At 68.4% G+C, this 19074-nt stretch carries 17 protein-coding genes; 8 read left to right on the top strand and 9 right to left on the bottom strand.

The window, feature by feature from the left end; all coding sequences use genetic code 11:
* Positions 1–207: 207 nt before the first annotated feature.
* The 4 genes from ACIREI_RS31810 to ACIREI_RS31795 all read right to left on the bottom strand — a co-directional run bounded on the left by ACIREI_RS31810 (position 208) and on the right by ACIREI_RS31795 (position 2946).
* A complete protein-coding gene (locus ACIREI_RS31810; RefSeq protein WP_403340677.1) occupies positions 208–864 on the bottom strand; it encodes a class I SAM-dependent DNA methyltransferase in 657 nt (218 codons plus the stop codon).
* Between the two features lie 142 nt (positions 865–1006).
* Positions 1007–1798, bottom strand: coding sequence for a thioesterase family protein (locus tag ACIREI_RS31805; protein ID WP_403340104.1), 792 nt, complete (start codon positions 1796–1798; stop codon positions 1007–1009).
* 85 nt (positions 1799–1883) lie between these two features.
* A complete protein-coding gene (locus tag ACIREI_RS31800; RefSeq protein WP_403340101.1) occupies positions 1884–2210 on the bottom strand; it encodes a branched-chain amino acid transporter permease in 327 nt (108 codons plus the stop codon).
* Positions 2203–2946: an AzlC family ABC transporter permease gene (locus ACIREI_RS31795; RefSeq protein WP_403340098.1), complete on the bottom strand. Its 744-nt coding sequence runs from the start codon at positions 2944–2946 to the stop codon at positions 2203–2205. The genes ACIREI_RS31800 and ACIREI_RS31795 overlap by 8 nt, the downstream gene beginning before the upstream one ends.
* Positions 2947–3026: 80 nt before the next feature.
* On the opposite strand from ACIREI_RS31795, the gene ACIREI_RS31790 reads away from it, so the two are divergent.
* A complete protein-coding gene (locus tag ACIREI_RS31790) occupies positions 3027–3467 on the top strand; it encodes an Lrp/AsnC family transcriptional regulator (protein WP_403340096.1) in 441 nt (146 codons plus the stop codon).
* A gap of 39 nt (positions 3468–3506) precedes the next feature.
* Here ACIREI_RS31790 and ACIREI_RS31785 read toward each other — a convergent pair whose 3' ends face one another.
* A complete protein-coding gene (locus ACIREI_RS31785; protein WP_403340093.1) occupies positions 3507–4079 on the bottom strand; it encodes an antibiotic biosynthesis monooxygenase in 573 nt (190 codons plus the stop codon).
* 127 nt (positions 4080–4206) lie between these two features.
* Between ACIREI_RS31785 and ACIREI_RS31780 the strand changes: the two genes are divergently transcribed.
* Both ACIREI_RS31780 and ACIREI_RS31775 read left to right on the top strand, forming a co-directional pair.
* Complete coding sequence (locus tag ACIREI_RS31780; RefSeq protein ID WP_403340091.1) at positions 4207–4827, top strand: dihydrofolate reductase family protein; 621 nt, start codon at positions 4207–4209, stop codon at positions 4825–4827.
* A gap of 74 nt (positions 4828–4901) precedes the next feature.
* Positions 4902–5084, top strand: coding sequence for a DUF1737 domain-containing protein (locus ACIREI_RS31775; protein ID WP_403340089.1), 183 nt, complete (start codon positions 4902–4904; stop codon positions 5082–5084).
* Here ACIREI_RS31775 and ACIREI_RS31770 read toward each other — a convergent pair.
* A complete protein-coding gene (locus tag ACIREI_RS31770; protein ID WP_403340086.1) occupies positions 5057–5899 on the bottom strand; it encodes a LysR substrate-binding domain-containing protein in 843 nt (280 codons plus the stop codon). The genes ACIREI_RS31775 and ACIREI_RS31770 overlap by 28 nt on opposite strands.
* A gap of 298 nt (positions 5900–6197) precedes the next feature.
* On the opposite strand from ACIREI_RS31770, the gene ACIREI_RS31765 reads away from it, so the two are divergent.
* From ACIREI_RS31765 to pntB, 3 genes are all read left to right on the top strand, one after another.
* Positions 6198–6374, top strand: coding sequence for a hypothetical protein (locus tag ACIREI_RS31765; protein ID WP_403340084.1), 177 nt, complete (start codon positions 6198–6200; stop codon positions 6372–6374).
* A 172-nt stretch (positions 6375–6546) separates the two neighbouring features.
* On the top strand, positions 6547–8127 hold the full coding sequence (locus ACIREI_RS31760) for a Re/Si-specific NAD(P)(+) transhydrogenase subunit alpha (protein ID WP_403340081.1): 1581 nt from the start codon (positions 6547–6549) through the stop codon (positions 8125–8127).
* A gap of 6 nt (positions 8128–8133) precedes the next feature.
* On the top strand, positions 8134–9570 hold the full coding sequence (gene pntB, locus ACIREI_RS31755; RefSeq protein WP_403340079.1) for a Re/Si-specific NAD(P)(+) transhydrogenase subunit beta: 1437 nt from the start codon (positions 8134–8136) through the stop codon (positions 9568–9570).
* A gap of 858 nt (positions 9571–10428) precedes the next feature.
* On the opposite strand, the gene ACIREI_RS31750 is transcribed toward pntB, so the two are convergent.
* The 3 genes from ACIREI_RS31750 to ACIREI_RS31740 all read right to left on the bottom strand — a co-directional run bounded on the left by ACIREI_RS31750 (position 10429) and on the right by ACIREI_RS31740 (position 14843).
* Positions 10429–12153 carry an acyl-CoA dehydrogenase family protein gene (locus ACIREI_RS31750; RefSeq protein WP_403340076.1) on the bottom strand — a complete coding sequence of 575 codons (1725 nt, stop codon included), beginning with the start codon at positions 12151–12153 and terminating at the stop codon, positions 10429–10431.
* A gap of 153 nt (positions 12154–12306) precedes the next feature.
* Complete coding sequence (locus tag ACIREI_RS31745; RefSeq protein WP_403340073.1) at positions 12307–12879, bottom strand: PadR family transcriptional regulator; 573 nt, start codon at positions 12877–12879, stop codon at positions 12307–12309.
* 494 nt (positions 12880–13373) lie between these two features.
* Positions 13374–14843: a non-reducing end alpha-L-arabinofuranosidase family hydrolase gene (locus ACIREI_RS31740; RefSeq protein ID WP_403340071.1), complete on the bottom strand. Its 1470-nt coding sequence runs from the start codon at positions 14841–14843 to the stop codon at positions 13374–13376.
* 920 nt (positions 14844–15763) lie between these two features.
* Here ACIREI_RS31740 and ACIREI_RS31735 point away from each other — a divergent pair.
* On the top strand, positions 15764–17194 hold the full coding sequence (locus ACIREI_RS31735) for an endo-1,4-beta-xylanase (RefSeq protein WP_403340068.1): 1431 nt from the start codon (positions 15764–15766) through the stop codon (positions 17192–17194).
* Positions 17195–17294: 100 nt separating this feature from the next.
* On the top strand, positions 17295–18596 hold the full coding sequence (locus ACIREI_RS31730; protein WP_403340674.1) for an RICIN domain-containing protein: 1302 nt from the start codon (positions 17295–17297) through the stop codon (positions 18594–18596).
* Positions 18597–19074: the final 478 nt, after the last annotated feature.

Raw genomic sequence — 19074 nt, 5'->3', positions numbered from 1 at the left:
GCTGGACGGCGTCGAGGGCTCTGACGGCGCTGAGGGGGCTGACGGCGACGGGGCTGACGGAGCGGAGTGCTGCGGCCGAGGCGGCCGATGCGGGAGCCCGGCGTGCCGCTGCGCGCCGGTCTCCTGCCTGCCGGTGCCTTCACCGGCCCCGAGACGCTTCGTCATCGTGTCCTTCCCGCCGTGCGGGCCCGCGCCGGAGCGGGCGGATCAGGAGTCGTCGGCAGGGCGCCGTCGGCAGCGCAGGAAGATCTGCACCTCCGGCTGGACGTCCGCGGACGCGGGAGCGTACGTGTACGAGGACTCGTCGGTGATCTCGAAGCCGGCCGCCTCGACGACGTCACGCAGCTCGTCCCTCAGATAGCCGGAGACACGGATGCTCTCGCCGATGAACGGGATCGAGAAGTCGTCCACGTCGGCCTCCACCATCGACAGCGCGAACAGACCGCCCGGAACCAGCAGGTGGTGGATGGTCCGAAGGGCCAGCGGGATCTCGGCGCGCGGGAGCATGAGCAGCGAGAAGAACGCCGCCACCGCGTCGAAGCGGCCGAGGTCCAAGGGGCCTCCGGGCCGCAGATCCGCGATGTCCGCCCGATGGAACTCCCCGGCGGGCACCTGCCGACGGGCCAGCGAGACCATCTCGTCCGACAGATCGACACCTACGACCTCGAAGCCCGCCTCCGCCAACTGGCGCGCTGTCGGCATCCCGGTGCCGCACCCGAGGTCCAGCACCCGGGACCCGGCCGGCAGGGACACACCGAGCCACTCGGCGGACGCGACCTGCCCTTCCTTGTGGGGAAAGGCCTCGTCATAGCGCTCACCGATGGCGTCGAAGGCCTCGGCCTGGCCGGTGCGGTCCAGTCGCATACTGCCGTAGTCGACCTTGTCGGCGGAGCTGCTCACGCGGATTCTCCTCTGATGCTTATAGGCGATTTTGGCATAGTTGTACGGATGTGGATGTGGGTGTGGCTTGGGGGCGGGGATGCCAGCGGCCTGGAGGGGGAGGTCCTCATGCCCCCGAGGCGGGTCGGACGGTGAGGATCTGCTGGGCGTGACCGACCGGGCCGTCGACGTCGTGCAGGACCGTGCTGGTGAGGCCCTGTCCGGAAGGGCCGAAGGTGACGGTGGTGTCCAGTCCCGTCCAGGTCCCTCGCGGCTGTCGGTGGAGATGGACGGTCAGGTCGACATTGGGGAAGACCCAGGCGCTGGGCTGCTGGCGGACGGCGATGCCGTTGGCCGTGTCGACCAGGGTGAGATACGACGCGAGCGGGCTGACGGGAACGCCGGAGACCAGGTCCAGTGGCGTGGAGGCCCACACCGTCGCACGGCCCGGTCGGGGCGGTGCGACGGGGCGGACGTCCAGGGAGGCTATGTAGCCGCCGGGCCACACGTCGGACATCGGCCACGGGGCGAGTGACTCCGGCGAGGTGAGGCGGTCGTCGGAGCCGCCCGCGACCGCGGTGGTGTCGTGGCCGGACAGGAACCAGGCGCGGGCCCGGACGACCGGGCGGCCGGCGATCCGTACGACCGCTTCGAGGAGTTCGATGGTCCGCCCGGGCCGGACGGTCTCCACCTCGATCGCGCACTCGTCGAGCGCGAGGCGGCCGAGGATGTCGTAGCTGATCCGGGACAGAAGCAGGCCGTCGTCCGGCCGGGCGGCCCGGTGGCGGTCGATGGCGTGCGCGACGAGCCCGCCGAGCGGACTGAAGTGCTGCTCGTCCGTGCTCCAGGCTCCGCTCGCGTGGGCCGTCGGCTTGTAGCGGTGGTCGTCGATGGGTTCGTAGTAGCTGTCGGGGATCAACGGTTCTTTCTCCTCGGCGAGTTGGGGAGTCGGGGAGTCGGGGAGTTGTGGAGGTATACGGATGTGCGGAGGCCGGCTGCGGGGTTCAGAGGGCGTTCAGCAGGACGACGTACACGACCGTGCCCGCGCCCACGCTGAGGATGGTGCGACGGCCGAAGGTCAGGTGGACGCCGGCCGTGACGGCGACGGCGAGCAGCGCGTACCAGGTGCCGTGCGGGTCGGCCGTGACCGTGCCGTGCAGGGCGGTCACGGCGAGGATGGCGAGGATGCCGACCGGCATCCACACCGCCAGGTGGCGCACGACCGCCGAGCCGCGCAGTCGGCCCAGCACGGCGAAGGGGACGGCGCGCAGGGCGAGGGTGATGGCGAAGACGATCGCCAGGACGGCGACGAGATACGACGTGCTAGGCACCGGTGGCCTCCTGGCAGGTACGGCGGGCGGCGATGGCGTGGCGGGCCAGGAGCAGGCCGACGAACAGCAGCAGTGCGGTGAACATGGCCATGCCCGGGGTGAGGATCAGGGCGACCGTGACGCTCGCACCCGCCAGCAGCAGGGACGGAAGCTCCTTGCGGGAGCGGAACGCGTCCAGGGTGAGCACGGTGAACAGGGCGCACAGGGCGAACTCCAAGCCCTTCACGGGGGCCGGGAGGGCCGCGCCGAGGGCGACGCCGATGAGACCGCCGCCGACCCAGTACGCCTCACAGGCGATCTGCATGGCCAGCAGCCGGGGCGCCGAACGCTCGTGCTCGGGCAGGGAGGCGTTGACGGCGTACACCTCGTCGATCATGGCGTAGACGGCGTACGCCTTGGCCACCGGGTGCCTGACCAGGTACAGCGGGAAGGAGAAGGCGTAGAAGACGTGCCGGAAGTTGACCACGAGGACGGTGAGGGCGACCGCGGCAAGCGGTGTGACGGTGGCCGTCATGCCCACCAGCAACAGCTCCAGGGAACCGGCGAACGCGGCCAGGGAGAGGGCGGGGGTGAGCCACCAGGGCAGCCCGGCCTGGATGATCAGCAGACCGAGGGCGATACCGAGGGGGAAGATGCCGAGGCCGGCGGAGAAGGAGTCGCGGACACCCTGGGCGATCTGTATGCGGCGGGTGGTCGGCGCCGGGGCGGCCGGATGGGGGAGTACGTCGTGTCGCACGGGTCCATCGTCCCGTAGAAGCCGTGGCAGATGGTTGCGAATATTGCAGTGACTGGCCCGCTTCCGGCAACATTCTGACTGTGGACGCGATCGACAAGGCAATCATTGCCGAGCTGGAGCAGGACGGGCGGCTGACCAACGTGCAGCTGGCCCAGCGGGTCGGGCTGACCACCGGCCCCTGTCTGCGCCGGGTGCAGCGGCTGGAGGCCGACGGGGTCATCCGCGGCTACCGGGCCGTGATCGACCCGGCCTCCGTGGGCCGTTCCTTCGAGGTCCTGATCGACCTCAGTCTCGAGGCGCAGGACGCGGAGACGGTCGAGCGTTTCGAGAAGACCCTCGCGCAGGCGGAGGAAGTACGGGAGCTGCGGCGGCTGTTCGGCAGCCCCGACTACTTCGTACGCGTGGCTGTCGCCGATCTGCCGGCCTACGAGACCTTCCTCAGCCGACGAGTCATGACGATTCCCCGGATCAAGAACGTGACCTCGCACTTCACGATGAAGACCGTCAAGCCGGGCCCGTAGGGGGCAGCGAACCGTGCTGCTGAGTGGCCGCTCGTCGTATCAGGACGGTGGGCGATACAGCCACAGCCTGAGCAGTCGGCTGAGCGACGGCATGATCAGGTAGGTCAGGGACGGCAGGAGTACGGCCGGGAAGAGCGCGGCGCGCAGCGGCAGAGGCCAGTCGGTGGTCGCGGGCACGACCAGCCACTGCAGCAGGAGTACGAGGGGGTAGGCGGCCAGCAGGGTGGTCAGGGCCATCTTCCAGCGGGGCGGGGAGTGCACGGTCGTGCCCGGCAGGCTGAACCAGGTCTCCATGCCGGTCGTGGCCTGCCGCTCACTGCTGACCTCGGTCGCGATGTCGGCGATCCGCCGGTGCCATGCCGCTCGCTCGGGGGAGACCAGCCACGCCTTCAGCCGTTCGGGGTCGCTGAAACGCGCGATGGCGTGGAACAGGTGCCCCTCCTCGGGCCGGACCCAGACGACACCCTCGCTGCCCGGGAACTTCGAGGCGACCCGTGTGACACCGTGCGTCCATTCCTCGAACTGCGCCTCCCGGCCGGGCCGCACCTGCCAGGTGAAGACGGCGGTGACGGCTCGGTTTCGCTGTACGCCTGGCGTTCTGGTCGTGCTCATGAATGACCGGGTGCCACGGTGGTCACGGCCCATGCACGCGAGGCCGGGGCGTTTCCCGGTGGAGGCCGACGGGTGATGCTATGACGACGGCCGTGGCGACGGAGGCCGCGACGACGCGGAGAAGGCGGTGACCAAACGCATGGGCAGGGTGGTCTGCGACATCACGATCTCGGCCGACGGGTACTCGGCCGGCCTCAACCAGACCGAGGAACGCCCGTTCGGCGACGACGGTGGCGACGGCTCGGGCGACAAGCTGCACGCCTGGATGTTCGACACCCCCGACGAGAACAGGGCCGAGGTCGACCAGATGACCGCCGCCAAGGCATTCATCATGGGGCGCAACATGTTCGGCCCGGTGCGCGGCGCGTGGGATCGGCGGTGGAAGGGCTGGTGGGGCGACGATCCGCCGTTCCACGCCCCGGTGTTCGTGCTCACCCATCACGCACGCGAGCCGCAGCCGATGGACGGCGGCACGACGTACTACTTCGTCACCGACGGAATCGCCTCGGCCCTGGCTCAGGCACGTGCGGCGGCCGGCGACGGCGACGTCGCGATCCAGGGCGGCGCGACCACCATCAACCAGTACCTCGCCGCCGGCCTGATCGACGAACTGCGCCTGCACATCGTGCCGCTCACGCTCGGCGCGGGCACACGGCTGTTCGAGGGCGTCCCGCCGCTGAGGCTGGAGCAGGTGGGGTCTCGGTCAGCGAGTCTGGTCACACACCTGACCTATCGCGTGCTGGCCTGAGCCGGACCAGACCCATGCACAGAGCCACCGACAGGCAATCGGATGAGATCGGATGAGTCTGAGATCCTCGCCTCATGAGCACACCACCAGACGGACTGCCCACCTATCGAGTCCTGACCGGCCCGGATGACGAGACGTTCTGCCGGCGTGTGAGCGAGGCGTTCGGCCTTGGCTTCGAACTGTACGAAGGTCCCGCCGTCACTTTCAACGGCGAACGCGTCATCATCGCTCAGGCCCTGGTCTGGCCGACGAGGTAGTGACGGCATCGGGAGCAGGCGTGGTCCTGGCCGACGCGCCGGGAGCGTGCCAGATGAGTTTGTAGGCCAGCCTCTCGCTTTCGAAGGGCAACGGGGCGACCTCCAACTCGTGCTCGGCGATGAGAGATCGACCATGCCCTTCGACGAATCCGCTCGGCACGCACGTCAGAAGGTCGCTCTTCGCCACGATCCGCAATGCGTCGGCGAAGTGATTGACGACGGCCGCGATGGTGCGTGTGCGACTCTGCAGGCCAGCCGTCGACCACGCCCAGATCCATGCCTGATGGCGTGACCAACACGTGGTCGGCCACCGCGAACTGATCCAAAGTCATCTTCTGCGTCAACGGGTGCCCGCGGCGCATCACGCACACATAGTGCTCTGTGCGAAGAACCCGCACGTGGATGTCGCGAGGAAGTGCGGGAAACATGCCGACCGAGCAGTCCAACGTGCCGCGTCCAATACCGTCCAGTGAGCTGGCATTGGTGTGGAACGCGAAAGCCACGCGGGCATAGGGCGCACTCTCTCTCAGCTTCAGCGTGATGCCGCACACCGCTTCGGACGCGAGGCTGTCCGTGACCGAGAGCCGGAAACCGGTCGGATCCGTCCGGGGGGCGAAGTGCTGGGGCGCGATCGAGGACCGGATCGTCGCCAGCGACCGATGGCGCTCGGGCCAGATGGCCAGCATCCGCGATGTCGGCTGCACGCCGTCGGAGACCCTGAGAAACAACTGGTCCTGCATCAGTTTGCGGGCACGCCGCAGGGCGTTGCTGACGGCCGGCTGGCTCATCGACAGGCTGGTCGCGGCGCGTGTCACTTCCGCTCGAGCATGACGGCTTCGATGACCAGGAGCAGGTTGAGGTCGAGCCGTACGTTATTCACCTGGGTTATGGCGATACCCCCAGACTGTGAATTGGACCCGTTCGGAGCTCTGGGTCACGCTATCAGCACGAACGCGCCGGACGGGCCGGGCTGTTACCGCGCGGATTGCAGTCGGTGACGGGCGTCCGAGATGCGAGACGTGGAAAGGATATTCGCCGCGATGATAGACGCTCCCGTCGAAGACGTGCTATTGGAGCCGACCGGAGAGATCAGCCCGGACGGATTCGACTGATGTGGGCGGTATCTCGGCGCAGACGGGCAAGCGGCAGGGTGAGGCCGGCGCCGTCATTTCTGGTGGTATCCGTGATGCCGGCCATTCCCGGCAGATGGGTTATCCGGTGTGGGCCACCGAAATCACCCCGGTGACGGGAAAGTGGCGCATCGCCACTCCTTCCTTCCTCACGCAATGAGGCCTTCGTCGAACGAGCACTCAAGGCCTCGACCTGACCGACGCCGGTACCACCAAGGGCGCCGCCCGGCGCTGGCTCGACCCGTCCCACGGGGACATCAACCTCGGCTTCCCGACGGCTGAGGGAGGGCAGACCTTCGGGCGGGGGGCGAACCCGATCAGAGAGGAAGACGATGGTCCCATCGGAACGGGAGCCGGAACAGCAAGCCCAGCGGATCGGCATACCCGCCGAGTCCACTGCGGGCGAGACCAGGGTGGCGGCGACTCCGGCCACTGTGGGGCGTCTTGTCGCGCTGGGGTACGACGTGGTGGTGGAGCCGGGGGCGGGGGAGTTGTCCCGTTTCTCGGATGCGGCGTACGAGGAGGCGGGTGCCCGGTTGGGTGACCCGTGGTCGGCGGAGGTCGTGCTGAAGGTCAATGGTCCGTCGAGTGAGGAGATCGGCCGGCTGCGTGACGGAGTGACGCTGGTCGCGCTGATCGGCCCTGCGTTGAACCCGGGGTTGGTGGAGGAGTTGGCGCGGCGGCCGGTCACTGTGCTGGCGATGGATGCGGTGCCGCGTATCTCGCGGGCTCAGTCGTTGGATGTGCTCAGTTCGATGGCGAATATCGCTGGCTACCGGGCTGTGGTGGAGGCGGCGCATGCTTTCGGGCGTTTCTTCACGGGTCAGGTGACCGCTGCCGGGAAGGTGCCGCCGGCGAAGGTGCTGGTGGCTGGTGCGGGTGTGGCCGGGCTGGCGGCGATCGGTGCGGCGCGCAGCCTGGGCGCTGTGGTCCGTGCCACGGACCCGCGGCCTGAGGTCGCTGAGCAAGTGCGCTCGCTGGGCGGGGAGTTCCTTGAGGTAGGTCCTGAACAGGCCGAGCAGGACGTCAGCAGCGACGGTTACGCGAAGGCCACTTCGGACGACTACAACCGGCTCGCCGCGCGGCTTTACGCGGAGCAGGCGGCCGATGTCGACGTCATCATCACCACCGCGTTGATCCCGGGCCGGCCGGCTCCTCGGCTGATCACTGCTGAGGATGTGGCGCGTATGAAGCCGGGCAGTGTGATCGTCGATATGGCTGCGGCTCAGGGCGGCAATGTCGAGGGCACGGTTGCGGGGAAGGCGGTCGTCACCGACAACGATGTGACGATCATTGGCTATACCGACCTGCCGGGCAGGCTTCCGGCCCAGGCGTCGCAGCTGTATGGCACCAACCTCGTCAACCTGATGAAGCTGCTGACCCCGGGCAAGGACGGCCGGCTCGTCCTGGACTTCGAGGACGTGGTGCAGCGGTCGATGACTGTCGTGCGCGAGGGCGAGAAGACCTGGCCGCCGCCACCGGTGCAGGTGTCCGCCGCGCCCACTCCCGCTCCTGCCCAGGGGCAGGAACCGGCCACGGCGTCCGAGGTGCCGGCGAAGCCGACCCGCTCCGCGTGGTCGGGGTACGCCCTCGTCGGTGCCGGTGCGTGTGCGCTCTTTCTGGTGGCGGCCTTTTCGCCGCCTCAACTGATCGCTCACTTCACGGTGTTCGTCCTGGCGATCGTCATCGGCTTCTACGTGATCGGTCATGTGCACCATGCCCTGCACACCCCGCTGATGTCGGTCACGAACGCGATCTCGGGGATCGTCGTGGTGGGTGCGCTGTTGCAGATCGGGCACGGCAATACCGCTGTGACTGTGCTGTCGTTCGCCGCGATCCTGCTGGCGAGTATCAACGTCTTCGGCGGATTCGCCGTGACCCGCCGGATGCTCGGCATGTTCTCGAAGGGCTGATCAGGGATGACCACCGCTACGGCCGCAGAGGCCGCCTACGTCGTCGCCGCGCTGTTGTTCATCCTCAGCCTGGCCGGACTGTCGCAGCATCGCACCTCCCGCGCGGGGGTCGTCTGGGGCATAGCCGGCATGGTCATCGCCCTGGCCGCCACCGTCGGACTCGCCTCCCGCAGCATCACCGTCACCGGTCTCGTGCTGATCGCCGTGGCCACGGCGGTCGGGGCGGGCATCGGACTGTGGCGGGCCCGGGTGGTCGAGATGACCGGCATGCCCGAGCTGATCGCCATCATGCACAGCCTCGTCGGCCTCGCCGCCGCGTTCGTCGGCTGGAACGGCTACCTCGACGTCGACCCCGAGCTCAGCGGTTCACTGCTGCGCATCCACCACGCCGAGGTGTTCATCGGGGTGTTCATCGGCGCGGTCACCTTCACCGGTTCCGTCGTCGCCTACCTGAAGCTGTCGGCGCGGATCAAGTCCCGTCCGCTCATGCTGCCAGGCAGACACGCCCTCAACCTGGGCGCGCTCGTCGCGTTCGTCGGCCTCACGGTGGCGTTCGTCGCCCGCCCCCACATGGGCCTGCTCATCGCCGTCACGGTGATCGCGCTCGCCCTCGGCGCGCATCTGGTCGCGTCCATCGGGGGCGGTGACATGCCGGTGGTGGTCTCGATGCTCAACAGCTACTCCGGCTGGGCCGCGGCGGCTTCGGGCTTCCTCCTCGCCAACAACCTGCTCATCGTCACCGGCGCGCTGGTCGGCTCCTCCGGCGCCTACCTGTCGTACATCATGTGCAAGGCGATGAACCGCTCCTTCCTCTCGGTCATCGCGGGCGGTTTCGGGGGCGAGACGGTGGTGGCGAGCGACGGCGGCGAGCAGGGGGAGCACCGCGAGATCAGTGCTGAGGAGACCGCGGAACTGCTGCGTGACGCCTCCTCGGTGATCATCACCCCGGGGTACGGGATGGCGGTCGCCCAGGCCCAGTACCCGGTCGCGGAGTTGGCGCGCAAGCTGCGTGAGCGGGGCGTCGAGGTGCGCTTCGGTATCCATCCGGTCGCGGGCCGACTGCCGGGGCATATGAACGTGTTGCTGGCCGAGGCCAACGTGCCCTACGACATCGTCCTGGAGATGGACGAGATCAACGATGACTTCCCCGCCACCTCCATCGTGCTGGTCATCGGCGCCAACGACACCGTCAACCCGGGCGCCGCCGAGGACCCGGCCAGCCCCATCGCCGGGATGCCGGTGCTGCATGTGTGGGAAGCGGCTCAGGTCGTGGTCTTCAAGCGGTCCATGGCGACCGGGTACGCGGGTGTGCAGAACCCGCTGTTCTTCCGGGAGAACACCCAGATGCTCTTCGGCGACGCCAAGCAGCGCGTCGAGGACATCCTGCGCAGCCTCGACGCCACCGACGCGCCGGTCAGGGAGATGGCCGGCACGACCCGCTGACCGGTTCTCACGCCGTCCGCCGGACCGCCCGGCGGACGGCCCGACTTGCCGACAGGAAGGTAAGCAGTGACCACGTTGACCGTGCTGCACCCGGGCGCCATGGGGGCGTCCGTGGCCATTCCGGCGACCAGGTCGGGTCACCAGGTCCTCTGGGTACCCGCCGATCGAAGCGCCGCGACACGGGAGCGGGCCCGGAGGCCGGACTGACGCGCCCTGCACCCCGGGGCGGTGGCGGCTTACCGCTCGTTGCACGTCTGAACCCCGAGCGGACCAGGCGCCGCTGCTCGCGGCCTGCGAAGCAGCGCTGCCGGGCGCGCGCGGGCGCGCAGGCGCGTCGGCCGGGGAAGACGCTCGGCGTGCCCACAGTGACACCGGAGGCCGTCATGGGCGCGCCGGTTCCGGGAGCGCCTCGGCCCCGCGGGCGCGAAGGCTGTCGCGGGCCGCGCGATGCCGGGAGAACGAGGTATCCCGATGACGGTGGATCGACGGCCGGGACCGGGCTCGGCGTGCCGCCCCAACTTCACCCGGACTGATCAATGAGCGAACAAGTCGAGGTGAGCCAGCGTGGACGACCACCAAGCGCGGGGCGGGGGCCGGGAAGCCGGAGCCGCAGGAGGGGCAGCAGCCCTCGTCCGCCGTACCGCTTTCCCCCTCGGCGACCCGCGAACTCCGGAGCAGCCCGCCCGGCCCCCGGAACCTCCGGTCCCAGGACACAAAGACAACGGGCTGTGACCTTGGGCCGGCGGCATCGGTGGGGTGTTGGGGCGGGTGTTTTCCATGTCCCGCACGGGAGCCGAACCCTCACGGACCGGTGGCCGGGCCCAAGCGGCCCGGCCACCAGTCGTGCGTACGGCGTGCCTACGGGGCCATCTCGTACGCGCCGGACAGCGCCTCGACCCGCTGCCAGACCCGCTCCGTGCGTGCCGTGTCGATGACTGGGCGGCGGACCGAGGCCAACGCCCACTCCTGCTGCTGTTCGGTCGCCGAGTCCTTCCCGTGCAGTTCGACGGCGTGCCCGGAGAAGTCCCGTACGAGGACGGCGAAGAGTTCGTCGAGCACGTCCTCGTCGAGACCGGTCAGGGCGGCCTGCTCCAGGACGAGCTGCCCGTGCACGACGAGCGCGAAGAGCTGGCCGATCGCGAGAACGAGGTCGAGGTCGCGGCTCTGCTCCGCGTCGGGGGCTGCCGTGGCGACGAACTCGCGGAGCGCGTCGGCCTGTTCGCGCAGGCGGGCGACGTTGGGCAGATGCTTGTACGCCTCGAAGGCCGGGCGCCAGTCGTGGAAGCGCACCGAGCCGAGGCCGCGGGCGGGGCCCTGCCGGAACAGGAAGTCGTCGTCGGCCGCGTCGAGGCGGGTCGGCACGCCGGGGTACTCGGCCGGGTCGAGGAGGTGGTTGCGCATGAACTTCAGGATCAGCGCGAGGTTGACGTGGACCGTGCCCTCCAGCTTGGGCAGGCTGCGGATCTCGATGGCCGCCTGGCTGAAGTAGTTGTCCTTCTCGAAGCCCTTGGCGGCGATGACGTCCCACATCAGGTCGATGACCTTCTCGCCCTCGGTGGTCACCTTCATCTTCGTCATCGGGTTGAAGAGCAGGTAGCGGCGGTCGTCGGGGCCGGCGGAGCGGAAGTAGTCGACGGCGCGGTCGCTGAACAGCTTCATGCCGACGAGCCTGACGTAGGCGTCGGTCAGCTCGCGCCGCACGTGCGGGAAGGCCGTGACGGGGCGGCCGTAGAGGACGCGGTTGTGGGCGTGGGTGACGGCCTCGTACATCGCGTGCTCGCAGATGCCGATCGAGGCGGTGCACAGGTTGAACTTGCCGACGTTGACCGTGTTGAGGGCGGCGTCGAAGGCGGCGCGGCCGGTGTGCAGGACGTCCTCGGCCGCTACGGGATAGTCCTCCAGGCGGAATTCGCTGACGAACTTGGACGAGTCGACGACGTTCTTGACCAGGTGGTAGGCCGGATGACGGCTGTCGGCGGCGAAGAACACGTAGCCGTCGGGGCCCTCGATGTCGGTACGGCGGCCGAAGACGGAGACGAGCCCGGCGGCGTTGCCGTTGCCGATGTAGTACTTGGAACCGGTGGCGCGGAAGCCGCCGTCGCCGTCGGGCTCGAGCAGCATGTCGGTGGAGTAGATGTCGGCGCCGTGGGCCTTCTCGGACAGGCCGAACGCGAACACCTCACCCTGGGTGAGGAGTTCCGCGGCGCGGGCGCGGGCGGCGGCGTTGTCGCTCTGCCAGACCGGCCCGAGGCCGAGGATGGTGACCTGCCAGGCGTACCAGTAGTCCAGGCCGTAGAAGCCGAGGATCTCGTTGAGCGCGGCGATACGGGCGGTGTCCCACCGCTTGTCGGGCTCTTCCTCCCCTGCGGCGGACGACGGCGTCAGGAAGGTGGCGAACAGGTCCTCCTTCGCGGCGAAGGCGAGGAAGTCACCGAGCCACGCGCGGGTCCGGTAGTCCTCGATCAGCTGCCGCTTCCCGCGCTCCTCGAACCAGTCGACGGTGGCGCGCAGCAAGCGGCGCGTCTCGGGGTCGAAGTGCGCGGGGTCGTAGGTGCGCGGGTTGAAGAGCAGCTGGTCAGCCATGGTGAGGGTCCCTTTCGGCTGTGGATGGATGGGGAACGGGAGATCTGGCGGCTGAGGAGCCGGGGGCGAGGAGACTGGCGGGTGCGGGTGCGGGTGCGGGTGCGGGTGCGGGTGCGGGTGCGGGTGTGAGTGCGGTGGCGGTGGCGGTGGCGGTCAGCGGCCAGGGCCGAACCGGGCCAGCGTGGCGAGCACGTCGTCCAGCCAGTCGATCATCATCCGCTCGTACGCGATGCCGCCGCGCAGTACGACGTGCTGGAGCTCTCGCTCCGCGTCGAGCGGCGCTTGCGAAGCGGCCGCGCTCGCCTCGGGCCCCGTGAAGTCCCGCTCCTCGCCCGCGAGATACCGCGCCAGCCGGTCCCGGTGCGCCTGCCGGTGCCGCTCCACCTCGCGGATCAGGGCGGCCGGGTCGTCGAAGGCGACACCCCGGATCTTCACCGCCAGGTCGTGGCGGACGCTCTCCGGCTCGATCGGATCGTGCAGCCACGAGGACAGTGCGGCCCGGCCGAGGTCGGCGACGGAGTACTCCTTCTTGTCCGGCCGGCCTTGCTGCGGCACGTCCCGGGCTTCGACCCAGCCGTCGTTCTCCATGCGCCTGAGCACGCGATAGATCTGCTGGTGGGTCGCGGTCCAGAAGTAGCCGATGGACCGGTCGAAACGCCGGGCCAGCTCATAGCCGGATCCCGGCTTCTCCAAGAGCGACACCAGGATCGCGTGCTCGAGCGCCATGACGACGATCGTGCTATGCAACTCGTTGCATAGCAAGTCTCACCCGCTCCGATGCGACGTGGCTCACCCCGGACGTGTTTCCTGCGCCACCATCGAGCGCACACGCCGCACTTCGCCACCGGTCAACTGGGCAGACAGGTCGTCCTGGCGCCGCCCGCTCTGGCTTCCGTCGCCCACCCATGGGACCGCGCTGGCCGGCACGGCGGAGAAAGAGCGCGCGACGACCTGGCTTCTTCGGTCAGTACGACACCAGCAGGTTCTTCGTCTGCTGGTGGTACTCACCTGACCTCACTTCTGACCTGCGACAAAGAGTGAAAACGTCGAGTGCCGCGCTGCGTTGGGCCGCACCCGGTCCAGATCTTGGTGAGTGGTTCGTGGCGGTACCGCGAGGCCCGCGCCTGAGGGCTGACGTTGTCGCCTGACGCGCGCGGGCTCGGCCTTCAGCCGAGCCCGCCACGTCGGCTCCCTACCGGAGCCGGACCCGTGTCATACCGTCAGCGCTGCCGTGTCAGCAGACCCGGACGATAGGGGAGGAGGCCGTAGTCGCCGCCTGAGTTGGGGCTGCGCCCCTGGTAGAGCAACTGCAGATTGCAGGGATCGACGGTCATGGTCTGATCAGGGCTGGTGCGGATCAGTTCGCCATGACTGATGTCGTTGGTCCAGGTGGCGCCACTGTTGGCCTTGCCGGCGAAAGGATTGGTCTCGGTCGCGGCCTGGGGTGTCCACGAGCCGTTCAGACTGGTGGCCGTGAACGAGCGGAAGTAGCGGTGGCCCTGCGCGCCGATCGCCTCGACGATCATGAGGTAGCGGTTCTGGCCCTGCAGCTTGTAGACCTGCGGCGCTTCGAACAGGTTGTTCCTCGTATCGCTCATGACCACTGTCGAGGTCGAGCCGAAGCTGCCCGGGAAGTTCCCGATCGGCATACTGGCCCGGTAGATCTTGCCGTTGTCACCGGCGAAGAACAGGTACATGTTCGTCCCGTCACCGATGAGCGTCTGGTCGATGGGTCCTGTTCCGGAGTCGGAGATGCTTCCGGAGAAGAGCACCCGCTCCGATGACCAGCCATTCGGGTTGGTGGGGTCGCTCGACGTCCGGTAGGAGAAGGCGGTCCCGCCCCACTGGTAGGCGAGCACCCATATGTTCTTCGGCGCGAAGTAGAAGAGCGTGGGCGCGACGGTGGAATTCGACATCGTGTTCTGGCTGGCCGAGGCCATCTCCGACCAGTTGGTGAACAGGCCGAAGTTCATCGAACCCCAGCGCGTCCCCGTGTCGTGCGTCGTCGCATAGACGAGTTGCCTGCCGTTGTAGGGGACGACGGTGAAGTCCTTGAGCGAGACCCACCCCGGCTTGGGCTGCGCCAGCGCGCCCGTTGATGTCCAGCGGTATGACGACGGAAGATCGCACGTGCCGGGGTTGCCGGCGCCGACCTTGACGAACTGCCACTGCTGGTTGCTGCCACCCCAGTCGTCGTACTGGACGATGTTCGCGTTGTCGGCGGTGGAGGCGCCTTGTACTTCGAGGGCCTTGTTGCTGTGGCGCGAGATGAGCCTCACGTAGCCGTCGGAGCTGTCGGCCAGCCTCCACTGCTGGTTGGTCGCGTTCAGGTCGGCCCACTGGACGATCGAGCCGCCGTTCGCGGTGGACCAGTTGTGGACATCCAGCACCTTGCCCGAATGCCGGGACTTGATGCGGTAGTAGCCGCCCCCGGAATCGACGAACTGCCACTGCTGCTGGTTCTGATCGTTCCTGGTCCACTGGGTGATGCGGGCGCCGTCGCCGGTCGCCAAGTTGTAGACATCGAGGGCTTTGCCGCTGTTGCGGTTGACCAGCACATACGAGGCGTTGGGGTCTACGGTCGCCGCGCTGGCGGGCTGGGCACCGAGGAAGGTGGCCACGAGCAGCAAGGGCGAAAGGACGGCGAGTAAGCGTCTCATTCGAACCGGGGGTGGGTGGCGAAACCACATCAGAGGGCCTCCTTGGGGGTGGGGCGAGGTGACGCCGATGAACCGAGAAGCGGCTGAATCGAGGGGAAGGGGAGTTTCGAAACATTCGAAGAGTCCCCCGATCCTGTGACGCCACAAGCTAGGAATGCGGGGCCCTCTGGTCAAGGTCTGTTGCCGATCTGTCCACAAACAGATCCTCCCCCGGGTGGCTCGGCGAGCCGCCGCGCCGGCCGGAAGCAGTCCGGGAGTTCGCGATACGGCTCGTCAGTTCAAGCGTCCATACAGGGAGGATGGGTGAGCAAGTAGCGTCCGCACGCTCGTCCCGGTCCCTGCGCAGGCCCTACGGGATCTGCCGAAGGCGGCACCGATGGGATTCATCGTCCGGCTCGAAGGGTTCGAAAGTTGCGTACGAGGAACGGAAACTTTCTCCGCGAGGAGTATTGACGAGTTACTGTCAATCCTTCAACATCCCTCTCTGAGTGACCGGCCATAGTTCGCGATTTCGAACTACGCCGACCCTGGGCAAACCGTGCCGCACGGCAGATCACGCACAGCTGCACCGCAGATCCGCGCACCGAAGCACCTGCGCCACCCCGTTTCGTTCCGGTGAGGTTCGCACCAGCGCATCCTGGCTCTCCGTGCAGTCGGAGAGGTACGCGACGCCGCGTGACGGCCCCCGGCTGAGCCGCGATGGAGTGCCACCGTGCCTGTGTCGACACACCGCTGCCGCCCGCCGTACGTCACCCGGCGGCCGACCGATCGCCGTCCGTGCCGGTTGAGATCGTCCTGGTCCCATGACCTCGGCGTCCGGTGATTCCGTGCGGCCCGGCTTCCGCCCCGCCCCGTCCGTCCGTCGAGTGGGATCCGTTTGCCGAGTGGGAGCGGACGCCCCTTTCCCCGCGCTCCAGTCAATCCGTGATGTCTACCTTGGAGGCACAGCCATGGGCCTGTATGCCCTTCCCAGACCCGCTATCCGCCGGAAGATCCGCGGCCTGCTGTTGGCGCTGGTCGTCGGCGTCCTCGGTGCGGTCACCGCACTGGTCGCGCCGCCGACCGCGCACGCCGCAGAGAGCACGCTCGGCGCCGCGGCGGCGCAGAGCGGCCGCTACTTCGGTACCGCCATCGCCTCGGGCAGGCTGGGCGACTCGGCGTACACGGCGATCGCGGGCCGTGAGTTCAACTCGGTGACGGCCGAGAACGAGATGAAGATCGACGCCACCGAACCGCAACGGGGCCAGTTCAACTTCACCGCCGGTGACCGCGTCTACAACTGGGCGGTGCAGAACGGCAAGCAGGTGCGCGGCCACACCCTGGCCTGGCACTCCCAGCAGCCCGGCTGGATGCAGGCGCTCAGCGGCAGCGCGCTGCGCCAGGCGATGATCGACCACATCAAGGGCGTGATGGCCCACTACAAGGGCAAGATCGTCCAGTGGGACGTCGTGAACGAGGCGTTCGCCGACGGCAGTTCGGGAGCCCGGCGCGACTCCAACCTGCAGCGCACCGGGAACGACTGGATCGAGGTCGCCTTCCGCACGGCGCGCGCCGCCGACCCGGCCGCCAAGCTCTGCTACAACGACTACAACGTCGAGAACTGGACGTGGGCCAAGACCCAGGCCATGTACGCCATGGTCCGGGACTTCAAGCAGCGCGGCGTACCGATCGACTGCGTCGGCTTCCAGGCGCACTTCAACAACGACAGCCCCTACAACAGCAACTTCCGCACCACCCTGCAGAGCTTCGCCGCCCTCGGCGTCGACGTGGCCATCACCGAACTCGACATCCAGGGCGCCTCGGCCACGACCTACGCCAACGTGACCAACGACTGCCTGGCCGTACCGCGCTGCCTCGGCATCACCGTCTGGGGTGTGCGCGACTCCGACTCCTGGCGACCGCAGCACACGCCGTTGCTGTTCAACGGCGACGGCAGCAAGAAGCCCGCCTACACCGCCGTCCTCAACGCACTCAACGGCGGTTCCTCCACGCCCCCTTCGGGTTCCGGACAGATCAAGGGCGTCGGGTCGGGCCGCTGCCTGGACGTGCCCGGCACCAGTACCACCGACGGCACCCAGCTCCACCTGTGGGACTGCCACAACGGCACCAACCAGCAGTGGACGCACACCGCCGCCGGTGAGCTCAGGGTCTACGGCAACAAGTGCCTGGACGCCGCCGGCACCGGCAACGGCACCAAAGTCCAGATCTACAGCTGCTGGGGCGGCGACAACCAGAAATGGCGCCTCAACTCCGACGGAACGATCGTCGGCGTCCAATCCGGCCTCTGCCTCGACGCCGCCGCGGGCGGCACCGCCAACGGCACCCTGATCCAGCTCTACTCCTGCTCGAACGGCAGCAACCAACGCTGGACCCGCACCTGATGAGGCCGGCCACAAACGAAAGGGTGAATCGATGACGGCCTACGATGCGGCTCGTCTCGTCCCTCCAGGAAGACATCGCTGGTGGTCCCGGATCGCCGCCGTGCTGGCGGCGACCCTCGCGATCGGCATGCTCAACGCGGTGAATCCGGCGCCCGCCGAGGCGGCGACGGTGGACACCAATGCCTGGTACGTCCTGGTCAATCGCAACAGCGGCAAGGCGCTGGACGTCTCCGGCGCGTCCACCGCCGACGGCGCGCGGGTCAGCCAGTGGTCGCGCACCGACGGAGCCAACCAGCAGTGGCAGTTCGTGGCCTCCGGCGACGGCTTCTACCGTCTCAAGGCCCGGCATTCGGGCAAGGTTCTCGACGTGGCAGGCGCCTCGACCGCGGACGGTGCCGCGATCCAGCAGTGGGCCGACCACAACGGGGCCAACCAGCAGTTCCGCCTGGCCGACTCCGACGCGGGCCACGTCCGGCTGGTCAACCGCACCAGCAGCAAGGCGGTGGAGGTGCAGGGCGCCTCCACCGCCGACGGAGGCAACGTCGTCCAGTACACCGACTGGGGCGGCGCCAACCAGCAATGGCAGTTGGTCAAGCTGTCGTCCGGTGGCGGCGGCGGATGCGGCAGCGCTCCGACTCTGGCGAGCGGTACGCACACGATTCAGAGCGGCGGCAAGAGCCGCAGCTTCATCCTCAGGGTTCCCGCCAACTACGACAACAGCCACCGCTACCGGCTGATCTTCGCGTTCCACTGGCGGGGCGGAACCGCCGGCGACGTCGCCTCGGGCGGCACGAGCGGGAACGCCTGGTCCTACTACGGCCAACAGGAACAGGCGAACAACAGCGCGATCCTCGTCGCCCCCCAGGGCCTCGGCAACGGCTGGGCCAATGCGGGCGGTGAGGACATCACCTTCGTCGACGACATGATCCGGCGCATCGAGGGCGGCCTCTGTGTCAACCCGGCACAGCGTTTCGCCACGGGATTCAGCTGGGGCGGCGGTATGAGCTACGCACTCGCATGCAGCCGGGCGAACGTCTTCAGGGCCGTCGCGGTCATATCCGGGGCTCAGATCAGCGGATGCAGCGGCGGCACCCAGCCCATCGCCTACTTCGGAATCCACGGCATCAGCGACTCCGTCCTCAACATCGCGCAAGGACGGTCCCTGCGCGACAAATTCGTCAGCAACAACGGCTGCACCCCCCAGAGCCCGCGCGAGCCCGCGCCGGGCAGTCGAACGCACATCACCACCACTTACTCGGGCTGCCGTGCCGGATACCCGGTTCAGTGGGCCGCGTTCGACGGAGGCCACATACCCGGTCCGGTCGACGGCTCCTCCGGCGAAAGCGGCGTCGCCACCTGGACCAAAGCAGAGATCTGGAGGTTCTTCGCACAGTTCCAGTGACACCCCGCATCATGGGGTGGAGCCAGGATGATCCTGGCTCCACCCCGTCGACGTCTCTCCCAAAGCGAAGGGCGGAGAGGCCTGTTCAGGAGAGAGCTCCCACGCCTTCGGACTGGTCGCGGCCGGCGAACAGACCGTGGCAGACGTGGCGCTCGAAGGACAAGAGGCTTACCGTCCTCGCCCGGCCGGGCAGCCGGGGGAGGCACCGGGGGCGCGCCCCGCGGCCTGCGCGCCGATGACGCGCACTGTTCCGCCGATCACCTGGTCGTCTGCCACGGCCGCAGCCTGTTGCAGACCGCGCAGGTGAAATCCGCCGCATACGATACGAAGGGCCGAGATCTGATCACACCCTGCCCAGCTGCCTCCGGGGCGATCACGTAGCGGGTTGCGTCCAGGGAGATGGTGTACGGGTTCGACCTGATCCGGGGGTTTGCTCCGGCATCGGGATGGTGCCCGCATAGATGAACGGCCACCGGCT

It is taken from the genome of Streptomyces sp. NPDC093591 (assembly GCF_044764885.1).
Classification (GTDB): domain Bacteria; phylum Actinomycetota; class Actinomycetes; order Streptomycetales; family Streptomycetaceae; genus Streptomyces.
This window is presented reverse-complemented; position numbering and strand designations above follow the sequence as displayed.